Below are 16,094 nucleotides of genomic sequence, written 5' to 3'. Positions count from 1 at the left end.
AACAATATTAAAGTAATGGATTATAGAAGATTAGGCAAATCGGGACTTCAGGTAAGTGAATTATCCTTTGGATCGTGGATAACTTTTGGCAACCAAATAAAAGACAACACTTCAGAAAAGTTGATGAAAACGGCTTATGATGCCGGCATTAATTTTTTTGACAATGCAGAGATATATGCCGATGGCGAATCTGAAAAAGTGATGGGTGAAATTTTAAAAAAAATGGGCTGGTCGCGCGATTCGTACGTTTTATCGAGTAAAGTATTTTTTGGAGCTGGAGGAAAGCTTCCGACGCAGAAAGGCCTGCACAGAAAGCACGTTGTAGAAGCCTGCAACGATGCGCTAAAAAGACTAAAAGTAGAATATCTGGATCTGTATTTTTGCCACCGCCCTGATAAGCAAACTCCGATAGAAGAAACGGTGTGGACAATGCACAACCTTATTCACCAAGGAAAAATAATGTACTGGGGAACGAGTGAGTGGAGTGCGCAGGAAATAATGGAAGCGCACATGGTGGCAAGGCAATATAATTTAATAGGCCCCACCATGGAGCAGCCCCAATACAATATGCTGGTACGCGAAAAGGTGGAAGTAGAATTTAGTCAGATTTACAAAACGGTAGGGCTAGGCACGACCATTTGGAGTCCTTTGGCATCAGGTGTCCTTTCGGGAAAGTACAACGACGGTAAAGAGGGAGAAACCAGGTTGAAACGTGCTGAATTAAGTTCTCTTTCAGATAAATTACTTGTAAAAGAAACCCTTGAAAAGGTAAAGAAACTTTCGGCATTTGCAAAAGAATTGGGAATGACTATGCCACAATTGGGCGTAAGCTGGTGCCTGAAAAACGAAAATGTGAGCACAGTGATTTTGGGGGCGAGCAAAACAAGTCAGCTTGAAGAAAACTTGAAAGCAACAGACAAAAAAGATTTGCTCACCGAAGAGGCGATGGGAAAAATTGATAAGATACTTGGAAACAAGCCAAAGCAGCCCGCATTTTAAGTGAAAAACTACCCTGAAATCAATATGCCTCTCCAGTGGTTTAAAAAACGCCATTGGCAAGCCTTTCCTTTTCAGGTTGAAACGTGGAAGCATTGTTTGGATGGCAAGTCAGGATTGCTCAATGCACCGACCGGAAGCGGAAAGACATATGCGCTCTTTATTGGAGCGGCTTTAAGCTGTTTGCGAGAAGAGAAATCTGAAACCACTGTTAAATCTTCCGGATTAAAAATTATCTGGATTACGCCAATCAGGGCACTTACCAGAGATATTAAATCGGCTTGCGAGGAGTTTTGTGAAGAAAACAATATTCCGTGGACCATTGCCATTCGCACCGGCGATACCTCAGCGGCACAGCGACAAGCACAACGCAAAAAAGCACCGCAAGTGCTCATTACCACTCCAGAAAGCCTTCACCTGCTAATGGCCACGAAGGGTTATACAGACTATTTTTCAAATTTGAGGTTTATTGTCGCAGATGAGTGGCATGAGCTGATGGGTTCAAAAAGAGCGGTATTGCTTGAGCTTGCTATCAGTCGGCTGAGCCAAATTGCAGAAGTAAAAGTGTGGGGCGTATCAGCTACCATTGGCAATATGGACCAGGCAATGGAAGTGCTTCTGGGAACTCGAAAAAAACATGCTGTATTTGTAAAAGCCGATATCAAAAAGGAAATAAAAATCATTCCTATCATCCCCGAATCGATTGAAACGTATGCGCAATCGGGTCATTTGGGAATTCAATTGGCGCACAGGCTTTTGCCAATTATACAGAAAAGTAAAAGCACTCTCGTTTTTACAAATACCCGTTCGCAAGCGGAAATATGGTATCAACATTTACTGAGCATTGAGCCTAATCTTGCGGGCGAAATAGCCATGCACCATGGATCAATAAGCAGAGAACTGCGCGACTGGGTGGAAGTTGCAATCCACGAAGGACGGTTAAAATGTGTAGTTTGTACAAGCAGCCTCGATCTCGGCGTCGATTTCAGACCGGTAGAAACCATCGTTCAAATTGGAAGCCCAAAAGGAGTTGCTCGTTTTGTTCAGCGTGCAGGGAGGAGTGGTCACCGCCCGGGCGAACCCAGCGAAATTTATTTTTTACCTACTCATGCCCTGCAGTTAATAGAGTGTGCGGCATTAAAACGCGCAGTGTCTCGCGGCGATATGGAAGACAGGATTCCGTATATCCGCAGCTTCGATGTACTTGTGCAGTACCTTATAACATTGGCGGTTGGTGAAGGATTTACTCCGAAAAAGATTTTTAAAGAAGTAAAATCCACCTATTCATTTTCTAGCCTTACGGGAGATGAGTGGGAATGGGCCTTAGCATTTATTACCCGAGGTGGCTATTCGCTTGATGCCTATGAAGAGTTCAAAAAAGTAGCAGTGGGAAGCGATGGAATTTATCGCGTAACTGACCGGCGAACGGCTATGCGTCATCGGCTTTCTATTGGGGCAATTGTGAGCGATAGTATGCTTCAGGTAAAATTCCAAAAAGGCGGATATCTCGGCAGTGTAGAAGAGTGGTTTGTTTCCAGACTTTCTCCGGGCGACACGTTTTGGTTTGCCGGAAGGCCACTTGAACTTATTCGCGTAAAAGAAATGACTGTAGTGGTTAAAATCAGTAAAAAGCAGAAAGGAACCATCCCCAGCTGGCAAGGCGGCAGAATGCCCTTAAGCGCTATGCTTTCCGAAAACCTTCGCTTTAAGATTGATCAATTGGCTCGTGAAAATTATGATAGCGAAGAACTTCTGGCTGTTAAACCCATTATCGAAAAGCAAAAAGCCCTTTCTATTGTTCCATCAGAAAATACGTTTCTTATAGAAAAACTAAAAACCAAAGAAGGCTGCCATCTCTTCGTGTTTCCGTTTGATGGACGCTTTGTACATGAGGCAATTGCTTACCTGCTGGCGTATCGACTTTCTCTTTTTAAGCCAATGACCTTTAGCATTGCCCTAAATGACTATGGCTTTGAATTGCTTTCAGATCAGGATATTCCGATTGAAGACGGAATAGATTCTGATATTTTTTCTACCGACCACCTCACTCAAGACATTCAGCACAGCTTGAATAAAAGCGAAATGGCAAGACGTCGCTTTCGCGATATTGCCAGTATTGCCGGTTTGGTTTTCAAAGGTTTTCCGGGAAAATTTCAGAAAGAGAAGCACTTGCAATCTTCTTCCGGTTTGTTTTTTGATGTCTTTAAAGACTTTGAATCGGATAGCCTTTTGTACAAACAGGCTTTTAGCGAAGTAATGGAATTTCAAATTGAAGAATTGCGTTTGCGCCAGGCATTAAAGCGGATACAAAAACTCAACATTGTATTGCAGTATCCCGAGCAACCCACGCCATTTTCATTTCCAATAATGGTCGAAAGATTACGCGGACGTATGACGACTGAAAATTTAGCCGATCGAATTAAAAAGATGTCCTTAAATTTGGACTAATTATGAGAATTATTCTGGAAGGGGAGCGGTTTCTCCTGCTTAAAGAGCGTGCCGCAATTTGGGAAGATCAAAAGACACTGCTTATCGCAGATTTGCATATCGGTAAAGTATCGCATTTTCGGAAAAACGGAATCCAGGTTCCCGCCATGGCCGAAAAAAATAATCTTTGGCGCCTCGCTGATATTATGCTCAGCCACACGCCTCAAAAAGTGATTTTTCTGGGCGATTTATTCCACAGTAAACTCAATACTTCATGGGCCGACCTTGTTGATTTTCTTGAGGGCTTTCCGAACGTTGAATTTATTCTTGTGAAAGGAAATCACGACATCTTGCCCGAGCAGACTTTTATTGATGCCGGTTTAAAAGTTGTGGAACAACTTGAAATGGATCCCTTTTTGTTTACGCACGACGCTACCGAATCTGATTTGTACAATATCCACGGTCACATACATCCAGGAGTACGCCTAAGTGGCATTGGTCGACAAAGACTGAGCTTACCTTGTTTCTATTTCGGGGAAGGCACAGGCATTTTTCCGTCTTTCGGTGATTTCACAGGGTTGTATAAAATAAAACCTATTAAAACCGATCGCGTTTTTGTATCTACTGATGAGGAAGTCGTTCAGGTATTTTAATTTCCAATATAAGCCACTTCGCTTGTTGAACTACCTTTCGACTGAACGGCATTCCAGCTTAAACATGTTTTCTTAAAAGTGTCATAATTTGATAAGCATACGTGCCTCCAAAAATGTTGAGATGAGCCAGCAATGGATATAAATCTGCAATTTGCAGCCGTTCTTCCCAGCCTTTCTCAAGCGGGTATTCCTCATTGTATGCATCATAAAATTTTGCATCAAAACCGCCGAAGAGTTTACTCATTGCAATATCCATTTCGCGGTGGCCAAAATATGCTGAAGGATCAAAAATTGTTGCTTCGCCCATTTTATTTGTTGCAAAATTTCCGGTCCACAAATCGCCGTGAATTGCCGCAGGAGGCTCAACCGGAAAGTATTTATCTGACCGCGAAATAACTTTTTCGAGCAGTTTTACCATTTGGTCGCTGGCATACCCCTGGTCTTTGGCCATTTTTAATTGAGGAGCAATTCTGTTCTCTGCAAAAAATTCTGCCCAGGTTGTTTTATAGCTATTATATTGCGGAAGGTTTCCTATGTAATTGTCCGACTCAAATCCAAACTTCTCGTGCGTGCTGCGATGCATTTTAGCGAGTTTTACACCGAACTTTTCCCAAAAGTCCGGTTTTTTTGAAGCATGGTCAATATACTCCATCAATATCCATTGTATTTCATCGCTTACGCCTGTTCCAATGGGCTTGGGAATCTGAAAATCGCTATGTTCAAGAAGAAAGTCAAGACCCCTTGCTTCGGCTTCAAACATTCCGGGGTATTCTTTCTCTTCGTTTATTTTAGCAAAAAAAGTACCGTGTGAGGTTTCTACTTTTCTGGCGTCATTAATGCTGCCACCGCCCACGATTCCGACGTTTTTTATCGAAACAGAATCACCTAAATTTTCGCGAATGGCTTTGAGCCAATCTGTATTTAATTGCTCATTTTGCACGTTCATGGCCGTAAATCTAAAATGCTTAATTCATATTCTATGTATATGTATAGAATGATTTCAAAGGTACATTGTTTAATACCTTTTTCTAGGTTTAGGGCAAGAAAGTTTTAGTTAATTTCAATTTGGTGTTGCAGGAAACCACAGGATAAACTAATTTTGCAGCCCCAAGATTTTGGGGCCCATAGCTCAGGTGGTTAGAGCAGCAGACTCATAATCTGAAGGTCGAAGGTTCAAGTCCTTCTGGGCCCACTTCAAAAAAGGCTTTTCTGAAATCCGGAAAAGCCTTTTTTCTTTTAGCCAATGGCATTACTTACTTAGTCTATTACAGCAAGCTCTTCCTTCAAGTCCCAGACTTGAATTTTACCTTCTTCTAGTAGCTTGTCTCCATTGTCTTGATCGCTTGGCACCCTTACACGATAATCTTGTGCCGCAGCTCTTTCAGCATCTGTTCGGGTCATTTTCAAGCATTTTCCTTCGTGCAATACTTCGGCAAGGGTGGCATCTTCAAAAGACGAGTAAGCAAAATTGTGCTCACGATCAAGCATTCTCTTAATAACTACTATTAATGGTTCATTAGGTATCATAAACTTCAATTTTATTATCTCTGAGTGTGTAGTGATTAAAGCAATTTAAAAAAACAAATGTTTAAAAAAATGTGCTCAGTTCTTTTTTCAGTCATTTGTTGCCTCGTCAGATTTGGGGTTTGCTAATAGCGAATTCTCGCTATCCATCTAACCCTTACCCGATTTTATCGTCATATTTTTGTTATTTGTCCCATTTATTAGTAGATTTGTTAGGTTAGTTTTTTAGTTGTAATCGTGAAACCGATCTTTTTATAAGCCTTAGAATACGGAAAAGCACATCATTCCAATTTAAAGCTTTCAAAAAATTCTGATTACCCATTTTAACCAATATGAAAGCCAAACCGTCGCAACCAATATCAATCGTAAAAAACGGATTTCAAGCATTCTGGATTCCAGGCCACACCCATTTCTTCTACTAGTGTTTCTAGCAGCATATCCACGACATTTCAGTCTTTGAATTAATCTCTAAATCCTTTCCAATTATTTAACCAATTAAAGAAATCCAATCATGACCAAATTTACCCTAACGGCAATTTTTGCCTTCGTTTTAAACCTGTTCCTATCCGCACAAGCCGTAATATGGAATGACATTCCTGATCCAAAAAGAGAAACCCAGCAAATTTATCCCGAATCTTATCGAACAATGACGGTAGATTTCGAATCATTAAAATCTCTACTCCTGGCTGCACCAGCGGAAGGAACAGATTTAAGAACTTCGAACTACACCCTTCAGCTGCCCACTGCCGATGGTGGCCGTGCAGCTTTTAAAATCGTAGAAGAGTCTGTAATGGCTCCCGAACTTCAAGCCCGATACCCCAACATTCGCACCTTTGTGGGTTTGGGCACCGGCGACTATGCAAATGCCAATATTAGCATTGACTATACCCTAAAAGGATTTCACGCTCAAATTTTAATTGAAGGGAAATCTTACTATATCGATCCATTATCCCCTGGCGATTTAAATACGTATATTGTTTATAGCCGTGAATCTTTTTTTAAGAGCAATACAAAAGAAATGGGCTCGTGTGAGCCCGAAGGTATTGGAGTTCCACACCCAGGCGACGATTCTCCCGGCCAGAAACCCAATAACCCTGTTGATATTATTTCTCCCCTTACCTCAAATGGGACTCAACTGCGTACCTACGACCTAGCTCTGGCTTGTACAGGCGAGTATGCCCAGTTTCACGGTGGTACCGTGCCATTGGTTATGTCGGCCATGACTACTACTATGAACCGTGTAAATGGTATATTTAGGCGTGACCTATGCCTCAGAATGATTTTGATTGCGAATAATGACGATATCATTTTCTTGAATCCCCTATCAGATGGCTACACCAATAATAGTACTTCCGCTATGATTGACCAAAATCAAATTAAGACGAACGCTATCATTGGTTCGGCCAACTATGATATTGGTCATGTTCTGAGCACAGTTAACAGCGGTTTGGCCACCCTAGGAGTTGTTTGCGACAATAGTGCTAAAGCGCGTGGAGTCAGTGGTCAATCAAGCCCGGTAGGAGATCCTTTTGATGTAGATTTTTTAGCTCATGAAATGGGTCACCAATGGGGCGCAACGCATACTCAAAATAATTCGTGTAACCGCACATCTTCATCTGCATTTGAGCCGGGATCTGGGTCAACTATTATGGGATATGCCGGTATATGTTCGCCAGATTTGCAAAGCAATAGTGATGCGTACTTTCACAACCACAGCTACAATCAGATGGTTAGCTATTCAGTGGCCGGAGCCGGAAATGCTTGCGCCACTATTACATCAGCTTCAAACTTACCTCCTGTTGTTTCTTTTCCTTCGGGTGGCTTCTCAATTCCCAAATCTACTCCCTTTGAACTTACCGCTTTTGCAACCGACCCAAATAACGATGCCATGACATACTGCTGGGAGCAATTCGATTTAGGTTCTGCTACTGCTTCCGGTGATAATAACTTAACCAACCCAAGCGGTGATGCTCCTATATTTAGATCGTGGTCACCAACTTCGAGCCCGACACGCGTCTTTCCGCGACTCTCTGATTTAGTAAATAATACTACTGTTATTGGCGAACGCCTGCCAACTTATGCACGCGATTTGACCTTTAAATGCACAGTTCGCGACAATTATATAAATGGCGCAGTAAATGATGCCCAGATAGCGTTTGATGTTGCCGGTAATTCTGGCCCTTTTGTGGTTAACTCACCTAATACGGCAGTAACCTGGATTGTTGGAGCAAACGAAACTATAAGCTGGAATGTGGCTAATACCACAGCAGCACCGGTAAGCTGTAGCACAGTAAACATCTACCTCTCTACTGATGGGGGCTACACCTATCCGACGTTGCTCATTGCAAACACAGCAAATGATGGGTTACAAACTATTGTTGTTCCCAATTTACCAACTACTCAGGCTCGAATTAAAGTGAGAGCAGTTGGAAATATCTTTTTTGATATTTCTAATCAGAATTTTGCTATTTCCGAAGATGTAGCGCCACCTGCCAATGATGCCATTTGTAGTGCTGTAACTATTAATTGTGGCGATAATTTGTCGGGAACAACTGTTGAGGCTACACCCAGTAGTTTAGGAGAACCCTCATGTGCCGGAGGTACGGATAATGATGTTTTTTATAGGCTTAATGCGATCGAAGGAAACACCTATACAATAACTGTAAATGGAGATAACTACGATGGTGTTCTGGCTATTTATAGCGGTGCAACATGCGGTTCAACCCTTACAGAATTAGCATGTGCAGATAATGGTTTTACTTCGGGCGTAGCAGAAACTATTACGTTTACTGCCGCTGAAAACACGCCGATCTTCATTCAAACCTATGACTGGTCGTCGAATGCCGGAGAATTTAACATTACGCTTGATTGTGAATTTGCAAATGACGACCCATGTGATGCACAGCTTGTTAGTTGTGGGGAAACTGTAAGCGGATCTACTACGGGTGCTACACAAAGTGCAGTTGGTATACCAAGCTGTGGATCGGGTTCTCAAAATGATGTATTTTATAAAATAGAAGCCATAGCAGGTGTTGACTATACTGTAACTATTAATGGCATTAATTATGATGGTGTGCTAGCGGCTTACACTGGCAACTGTTCAGGAACATTGACTGAATTAGACTGTTCTGACTCAGGTATTGGCACTAACCTAATAGAAACCATTAACTTCTCAGTAGGTTTTAATCAAACTGTTTATATCCAGACATACGATTGGTTCAGCTCTGGTGGTGAGTTTGTTCTAATTGTATCATGTGCCAATGTGCCGTACGACGAACCTTGTGAGGCACGTACGCTATCATGTGGCGAAAGTTTCTCGGGAAGTAGTGCAGGTGCTACGCCGAGTAGTATTGGCAGCCCATCGTGTGCCGCTGGTTCTCAAAAAGATGTATTCTTCCAATTCACAGCTCTTGCCAACGTTCCATATTCAGTTACAGTAAATGGCGATACGTACGATGGTGTGCTTGCAGCCTACTCTGGAAGTTGTGGTGGGGTACTTACAGAATTAGACTGCTCTGACTCTGGTTTCAGTAGTGGAATTGCAGAAACTGTAGATATTTTAGTTCCAACTGAACAGGTAATTATAATTCAGACTTATGATTATGCTACCAATGGTCAAAGCGATTTTACAATTACGCTTAACTGTCCTATACCAGACAATGACAACTGTGAAGATGCCATTACACTTTCTGTAAATAATCCAGGGTCGTGTCCTGCTAATCAGGTTGAAGGAACCACTTATGGAGCAACTTCTTCAAGCCCGGATGCTTGTGAGCCTGATTCGCCAGATGTGTATTACACATTCAACTCTGGTAATAATAGTGAGGTAATTATTAATTTAAATAATATTTCTGCAACGGATTTGGTATTGAGCGTATTTGAGGCAAGCTGCGGCGCTACGGCATTTTACTGTAACGCAAGTAACAATCAGTCACCTCAAATTTCTGTGACACCTTTTACCACCTATTATGTAAGGGTTCACTCACTTCTTGCAAGTTGGACCGGTACATTTAATATTTGTATAGAAAAAGTGGCGCCTGAAATTGCAACAATAAATGGAACTATTTCAGGATGGAATTCAAATTGTGCGACGCGAAGCGTCGTTGTGAGTATGTCTAATACGACAACATTTGCGATCTATACCGCTACAACAACCCTAAGCACTTCTGGCACGTTTGTAATAAACAGCATCGATATTCCAGCAGGCACTTATGATGTATTGGTGAAAGTACAGGGAGCTCTTGCGGTTCTATCGCAAGATGTTGTGCTCAGTGCCGGGTCAAATTCGTTAACCACGGGCCCCGTAGTTCTGGGTGATATCAATAACAATAATGTGATTAACGTGCTTGACCTCTCCGTGTTTAGTGCCTCATTTCTCACAACGGCAGGATCTCCAGGGTACAATTTCCTCGCCGATCTGAACTGCGACGGTGTCATTAATATTTTTGACGTCTCTATTCTCGGTGCCGGATTTAATCAGACCGGTGATATTCTTCCTTTGCCGTAAGGTTATTGGGATTCTTTCCTTCTTAATTATTCAAATCCCTGTCAGTATTCTGGCAGGGATTTTTTCTTCAATAATTTACTTTACCAATTATTCGATAAATCAGATTCTCTACTTGAAGAACTCGCTATTCGTCGGTAATTTTTTCATTTCCGTGGTGATAGATAAAATAATTATCCTGTTTTTGGTTATATTTGTTAAGCCTCTCAAAACCAATTACCAAGATTATTTCTGGTTCCGTTTAAAGAGGATATTTTAAAGAGGTGATAACTTAATTTTCATCAGTATGCTAACCAACATTCTCAGTTCTACTTTAGTGGCAAAACAAGGTTTTCGATTGCTTTGGCTTCCCGGTATTGCACATTACTTTTCCTAAACCTAACTCGATTAAGCTTAAAGTTTAACCCATTTCTTTTCAACTATAAGACTGGTCTACAACCACAGCTTTTAATCTCCCTTATCCCAATTCATTCTCTAACCAATTAAATCTCAACCCATGACCAAATTTATCTTAACGGTAATTTTTGCCTTCGCTTTTAATCTTTTCTATTTTACAGCAATATCAATATCTTGGAATGTCCGTATAGAAAATTCAGAATTATCATTATTTGTTTCTTCGCTTAAACCTGCACTAACCGAGAAAAGAGATGTTACAAGTGCAAATAGTTCCAACTATTTTTTTTCCAATGTTCGTAATACGAACAATGCTTTTCTTTCACCTACAAATGACGCCATTTGTAATGCCATCTCCATTGGGTGCGGCGCCGATCTGCCTGGAACTACTGTAGGTGCAACAGCCAGTAGTTTAGGTATACCATCATGCAGCCCATTTGGATCACAAAATGATGTATTCTATAAATTCTCTGCCATTGCAGGAAATACATACACCATAGAGGTTAGCGGATCTAATTATAATGGGGTGCTAGCGCTTTACAAAGGATCATGCTCAGGCATCATGACTGAATTAGCTTGTAGTGAGGACATAACATACGGCACAGAAACAATAGTTTTTACGCCAAATTCCGCCATGTTAATTTATATACGAACATTTGACCTGGCTTTAAACGGAGATTTCACTATCTCATTAGATTGTAGTGTACCCAACGACGATCCTTGTGATGCCAGACTTTTAGCTTGTGGTCAATCAGTTTCAGGCTCTACTGTGGGTGCTACAAATAGCTTAATCGGTGCTCCGAGCTGCTCAATCGGAATTGCAAAAGATGTGTTTTATAAAATAGACGCAATCGCCGGGGTAGATTATTCCGTAACTATTTCTGGCGTGAATTATAATGGAGTGCTTGCAGCATATACCCGCTCTTGTGATGGAACAGTTACAGAATTAGATTGTGCATACGGTCTTTTAGGCATCGACCATACGATAGATTTTTCGGTTTCTTTTGATCAGACAGTTTTAATACAAACATTTTATGCTTTTGGCGGTGTAGGCGGAAGCTTCCAAATTGATGTGTCTTGTTCCAACTTTCCCAATGACGACCCTTGCGATGCCATAGAATTATTTTGCGGTGAAAGCTATTCGGGAAGTAGCGCAGGCGCCTCAAACAGCGGCCTTGGCAACCCCTCTTGTACTTCAGGTTCTGAAAATGACGTGTTTTTTAAATTTACGGCATTTGCCAATACCGCCTATCTGGTAACAGTTGGTGGGGTAGGATACAACGGTGTTATTGCAGCCTATACTGGTTTGTGTAGCGGTCCTCTTACTGAAATTGGCTGTGCTGATAACGGTGCAACCTCAGGTATTGATGAAACTATATATATTTTAGTTCCTACAGAACAGGAAATTTTAATTCAGACTTATGATTATAATCCCCTTGGGCTAAGTAATTATTCCCTTACGCTTCACTGTCCAATTCCAGAGAACGACGATTGTTCAGATGCCATTACGCTTACAGTGAATAATCCGGGAGAATGCCCTGCCAATCAGGTTGAAGGTACTACCTATGGGGCTACTCCTTCATACCCTGATGCCTGCGAATCTGACTCACCAGATGTGTATTACATTTTCTACTCAGGTAATAATAATGAGGTAATTATCAATTTAGATTATAGGGTTACCCATGTAAGTCGCGAAAAATACAATTCATCTCTCATACTTTGCAGCTTGATGTCACCCTTTCAGGCTTTGGACTGTTTCTTTCCTAATACACAGGGTTTCACGTCGCTTCGCTTGTTGCACCCTGTGCTATTGAATGTCACCCTTTCAGGGCTGTCAGTCAATAATTTGGAAAAATATAATCACTCCCACGAGCTCTGTCCATTTCATCTAGCGATCTAAAGGGGTAACCCTATTAGATTATATGCCTGCCACCGAATTGGAATTGAGTGTATTTGAGGCAAGTTGTGGCTCTGAAGCGATTTTATGCAGCTCTACGCCGTCAAATCTAATTTCAGTTACACCATTTACAACTTATTATGTGAGGGTTCACTCATATCTAAGCAGTCTAACAGGCACATTCAATATTTGTATAGAAACAGTTTCTCCGGAAATTGCAACTATCAATGGCAGTATTTCAGGTTGGAATTCAAATTGTACATCACGAAATGTTAAGGTGAGTTTGTATAATCCAACAACACTTATCACATCTATATTCATTACACCCCTTACTACATCTGGAACTTTTGTAGTAAACGGTATAGATATTTATGCCGGTACTTATCATATACTCGTGAAAGTGCAAGGAGCTCTTACAGTTCTTTCTGAAGACGTTGTGCTAAATGGGGGAGCAAATTCACTCAGTACAGGACCGGTGGTACTCGGTGATCTCAATAACAGTAACGGCATTAATATTCTGGACCTATCTATATTTAGTGCATCATTTGCTACAACGGCCGGGTCATCAGGGCACAACTTCCTCGCCGATTTTAATTGCGATGGGGTAGCTAATATTTTTGATGTCTCTATACTCGGTGCCGGGTTTAACCAAGTAGGAGATGATATTTACATACCTACAAAGCCAGAGTACTAAGAGATATTCATAAAAATGATAAGCCCCGTCTGAAATCAGACGGGGTTTTGTTTTGTGGAGAATACCGGATTCGTACCGGTGGCCTTCCCGCCAAAAAGCGGGACGCTCTAGCCAACTGAGCTAATCCCAAATCAAACAACTTTTTTCAGGTAATAAGAAATGAAAATTAGAAAAATATAGTTTATCGTGTTTATTTATTGATTTATCAATATTTTTAAGGATCTCATCGAAATTAGCTTTAGATTTGGCATAGTTTCAGCTGAAACACTGAATCCGCAAACCAATTAATTCAACCAACTAAAACCCGCATTCTCCACTTTTATTACTCGTGTGATTTCGGTGCTAAAACCAATCCAACCATGAAATTAATCGTATCAAAAACAGGAATATGCCGCAGGGCTTTTATTCCTTACCAATTCATTTCTTTAAGCTTCATATTTATAGCTATTGCTGTTTATTCAACCTCTTTATTTGCGCAAGGAAACACAGCTTGCACCGCCGTAGCAGTTCAACCCGGTAGTTATACAGCGAATGGTCCCTCAACTGGAGGTAATGCCGTTAATTATTGCTCTTTTCCTATTGCAGGAAACGCTACCAATGCCGATTGGTATAAATACACCCCTCCTGCCAATGGAACCATTACTATTAGCTCTTGCTCGGGTGGTGCGAATACGCGGCTCTCTTTACTTAAAGGATTCTGTTTTGTCAGCCCAATTACAGGGCTTACCAGTTTTGGACCTATTAGCTGCGTGGCGAGTAATGACGATGCTTGCAACTATAGTTTCTTTGATCTTTTTGGACGCGCTAGTAAAATAGAAAACGTTGCAGTAACGGGCGGAACTACGTATTATATCCAATGGGATGATCGTTGGTCTACTTCAGGATTTGATTGGAGTCTTGAGTATACCCCAGCACCTACGAACAATAATCCATGTGCCGCTATGCTTTTAGATTGTGGAATTCCAATGGATGGAACTACTTACGGCGCTACTGTCAGTAGCACTACACCTACGTGTACGGTTGGGTCTCATAATGATGTATTCTATAAATTTCCCGCCTTTGCTCTTTCAGCTTATTACATCGAAGTGGATGGGGATGCCGATTACGATCCTATTCTAGTTGTGTACACGGGGACGTGCGATGGCACATTGACTCAATTATATTGCAATAACTTCACATCCGGAAATGGAACCATGGAGTCCAGAACTTTCGTTTCTACAGATGATCAATATATTTATGTTCAGACTTATGACGCTAATAATAGCGGCGGTGGTGGGAACTTTACCATCCATTTTAATTGCCCTTCCCGTCCAAACGATGAGTGCGTGGATGCGTATCCCATTACGGTAAATGGAGAAGTCCTTAGTGGATATAATAATGGAGCTACGCCAAGTACCATTCCTCTTGGCTCTTGCGGTGATGGAATTAGTGATGCTGATGTTTGGTATAAATTTACTTCTCCACTTTCGGGAAAGATAATTATCGAAACGTTTAATGATGAGAGTTTTGATGGATTGGACGATTCGGAATTGCGCATTTTAGATGCATGTGGCGGTGATGTGCTGTTCTGCAATGATGATGGTGGGGAGGGCTTGATGTCCAGAATTGAAATCCCTTGTGAAAATTATACTCCTTTTTCACTTTATTATATTCAGGTAGATGGGTATGGGAGTGCAAGAGGAGAGTTCTCCATTTCTGTTACAACAGAAGATTGTGCAACTCCGGTTAACGACGAGTGTAACGATGCATCTGAGCTTTTAATAAACGCCCCCCCTCAAGAAGCTACTAACTTCAATGCTACTAGCAGTCCTGACATTTTGATCGATTGCGGATATGGTGGTGAAAATGCTTCAACTAATGATGTGTGGTTTTACTTTACTGCACCCTCTTCCGGTATTTTAACCATCCAAACATTCGCCGGTACTTTAACAGATTCCCAACTACAAGTTATGGATGCCTGCGGAGGCAATGTCATTGCTTGTGATGAAGATGGAGGTGATGGACTTATGTCAAAAATTACCCTCCCCTGCGGTTCTTATTCTCCGGGAGATGCTTATCTCGTGCAAGTTGACGGTTATAGCGGGTCTGACGGAACATTTAGCATTTCCGTTACTTCATCGCTATGTCCGCCGCCTAATGACGACTGTACTGATGCCATAATGCTTCCTGTAAATTATTCATGGACGTGTCCTGCCAATCAAGTTCAAGGAACCACTTATAGTGCTTCTGCTTCAGACACTGATGGTTGCGAAGAAACATCTCCTGATGTGTATTACAAATTCAACTCCGGCAGCAATAGCGAAGTAATCATAAATTTAATTAGTATCACTGCCGCTGATTTGATAATAAGTGCCTTTGCGGAAAGTTGTTCATCAACACCTCTTTTTTGTCTTAGTCTCTTGGATGAACCTTATCTAATGACGGTAACCCCATTTACCACATATTATTTAAGAATTCACTCATTAACTAATTTTCTAACAGGCACATTCAATATTTGCATAGAAAATATCCCATCCGAAACCATAACCCTTAATGGTACAGTCTCCGGCTGGAGCAATAACTGCACAGCACGCGAAATACAAATTTCGATGCTAGACCTTTCATTGGGGTCTTTAAGTGAGATTACCACAACCCTAAATCCAGATGGAACATTTACAATAAGCGGCCCGGAATTACTCCCCGGCCCTTATAATATTTTAGCAAAAGTACAGGGTGCTCTTGCGGTTCTCACAGAAGATGTTTCCTTTAGTGCCGGCAACAATTTTATCAGCATCGGCCCGGTTATATTGGGAGATATCAATAATAACAATGTAATTAACGTTCTCGACCTCTCTATATTTAGCGCATCTTTTGGCAAGACGGCAGGCTCGCCGGGCTTTAATTTCCTTGCAGATCTAAATTGTGATGGAGTCATTAATATATTTGATGTCTCTATACTCGGTGCCGGGTTTAACCAAGTAGGAGATGATATTTACATACCTACAAAGCCAGAGTACTAAGAGATAT

The 16,094-nt window shown here is 41.4% G+C and carries 9 protein-coding genes and 2 tRNA genes; 8 read left to right on the top strand and 3 right to left on the bottom strand.

What is annotated here, in order from left to right; genetic code table 11:
* Positions 1-15 precede the first annotated feature (15 nt).
* The 3 genes from G3O08_RS14940 to pdeM are packed head-to-tail and all read left to right on the top strand — an operon-like array spanning position 16 to position 4,076.
* Positions 16-999 carry a potassium channel beta subunit family protein gene (locus tag G3O08_RS14940; RefSeq protein WP_163286191.1) on the top strand — a complete coding sequence of 328 codons (984 nt, stop codon included), beginning with the start codon at positions 16-18 and terminating at the stop codon, positions 997-999.
* Positions 1,000-3,444, top strand: a complete 2,445-nt coding sequence (locus tag G3O08_RS14935) for a ligase-associated DNA damage response DEXH box helicase (protein ID WP_317164087.1) — start codon at positions 1,000-1,002, stop codon at positions 3,442-3,444. It begins immediately after the preceding gene.
* Between the two features lie 2 nt (positions 3,445-3,446).
* Positions 3,447-4,076, top strand: a complete 630-nt coding sequence (pdeM, locus tag G3O08_RS14930; protein ID WP_163286190.1) for a ligase-associated DNA damage response endonuclease PdeM — start codon at positions 3,447-3,449, stop codon at positions 4,074-4,076.
* Between the two features lie 58 nt (positions 4,077-4,134).
* Here the strand turns inward: pdeM and G3O08_RS14925 are convergent, their stop codons facing one another.
* Positions 4,135-5,022, bottom strand: a complete 888-nt coding sequence (locus tag G3O08_RS14925) for a fructosamine kinase family protein (protein WP_163286189.1) — start codon at positions 5,020-5,022, stop codon at positions 4,135-4,137.
* A gap of 172 nt (positions 5,023-5,194) precedes the next feature.
* On the opposite strand from G3O08_RS14925, the gene G3O08_RS14920 reads away from it, so the two are divergent.
* Positions 5,195-5,268 (top strand) — tRNA-Ile (locus G3O08_RS14920).
* A gap of 65 nt (positions 5,269-5,333) precedes the next feature.
* Here G3O08_RS14920 and G3O08_RS14915 read toward each other — a convergent pair.
* Positions 5,334-5,603, bottom strand: a complete 270-nt coding sequence (locus G3O08_RS14915) for a hypothetical protein (protein WP_163286188.1) — start codon at positions 5,601-5,603, stop codon at positions 5,334-5,336.
* 508 nt (positions 5,604-6,111) lie between these two features.
* Between G3O08_RS14915 and G3O08_RS14910 the strand changes: the two genes are divergently transcribed.
* The 3 genes from G3O08_RS14910 (at position 6,112) to G3O08_RS14900 (ending at position 13,088) form a co-directional block, all read left to right on the top strand.
* Positions 6,112-10,107, top strand: coding sequence for a reprolysin-like metallopeptidase (locus G3O08_RS14910; RefSeq protein ID WP_163286187.1), 3,996 nt, complete (start codon positions 6,112-6,114; stop codon positions 10,105-10,107).
* 493 nt (positions 10,108-10,600) lie between these two features.
* Complete coding sequence (locus tag G3O08_RS14905; RefSeq protein ID WP_163286186.1) at positions 10,601-12,397, top strand: hypothetical protein; 1,797 nt, start codon at positions 10,601-10,603, stop codon at positions 12,395-12,397.
* 22 nt (positions 12,398-12,419) lie between these two features.
* On the top strand, positions 12,420-13,088 hold the full coding sequence (locus G3O08_RS14900) for a dockerin type I domain-containing protein (RefSeq protein ID WP_163286185.1): 669 nt from the start codon (positions 12,420-12,422) through the stop codon (positions 13,086-13,088).
* 55 nt (positions 13,089-13,143) lie between these two features.
* On the opposite strand, the gene G3O08_RS14895 is transcribed toward G3O08_RS14900, so the two are convergent.
* A tRNA-Lys gene (locus tag G3O08_RS14895) sits at positions 13,144-13,215 on the bottom strand.
* Positions 13,216-13,447: 232 nt separating this feature from the next.
* Here G3O08_RS14895 and G3O08_RS14890 point away from each other — a divergent pair.
* Complete coding sequence (locus G3O08_RS14890) at positions 13,448-16,087, top strand: dockerin type I domain-containing protein (protein ID WP_163286184.1); 2,640 nt, start codon at positions 13,448-13,450, stop codon at positions 16,085-16,087.
* Positions 16,088-16,094 lie beyond the last annotated feature (7 nt).

Source organism: Cryomorpha ignava (assembly GCF_010686655.1).
In the GTDB taxonomy this organism is placed as follows: domain Bacteria; phylum Bacteroidota; class Bacteroidia; order Flavobacteriales_D; family Cryomorphaceae; genus Cryomorpha; species Cryomorpha ignava.
Note: the sequence above shows the minus strand (reverse complement) of the source record. Positions and strands in the feature narration are given on the sequence as shown.

Coding starts and splice junctions, on each gene's coding strand:
- G3O08_RS14910 (WP_163286187.1), top strand. CDS start 6,112: ATGACCAAATTTACCCTAACGGCAATTTTTGCCTTCGTTTTAAACCTG.
- G3O08_RS14940 (WP_163286191.1), top strand. CDS start 16: ATGGATTATAGAAGATTAGGCAAATCGGGACTTCAGGTAAGTGAATTA.
- G3O08_RS14925 (WP_163286189.1), bottom strand. CDS start 5,022: ATGAACGTGCAAAATGAGCAATTAAATACAGATTGGCTCAAAGCCATT.
- G3O08_RS14900 (WP_163286185.1), top strand. CDS start 12,420: ATGCCTGCCACCGAATTGGAATTGAGTGTATTTGAGGCAAGTTGTGGC.
- G3O08_RS14905 (WP_163286186.1), top strand. CDS start 10,601: ATGACCAAATTTATCTTAACGGTAATTTTTGCCTTCGCTTTTAATCTT.
- pdeM (WP_163286190.1), top strand. CDS start 3,447: ATGAGAATTATTCTGGAAGGGGAGCGGTTTCTCCTGCTTAAAGAGCGT.
- G3O08_RS14890 (WP_163286184.1), top strand. CDS start 13,448: ATGAAATTAATCGTATCAAAAACAGGAATATGCCGCAGGGCTTTTATT.
- G3O08_RS14915 (WP_163286188.1), bottom strand. CDS start 5,603: ATGATACCTAATGAACCATTAATAGTAGTTATTAAGAGAATGCTTGAT.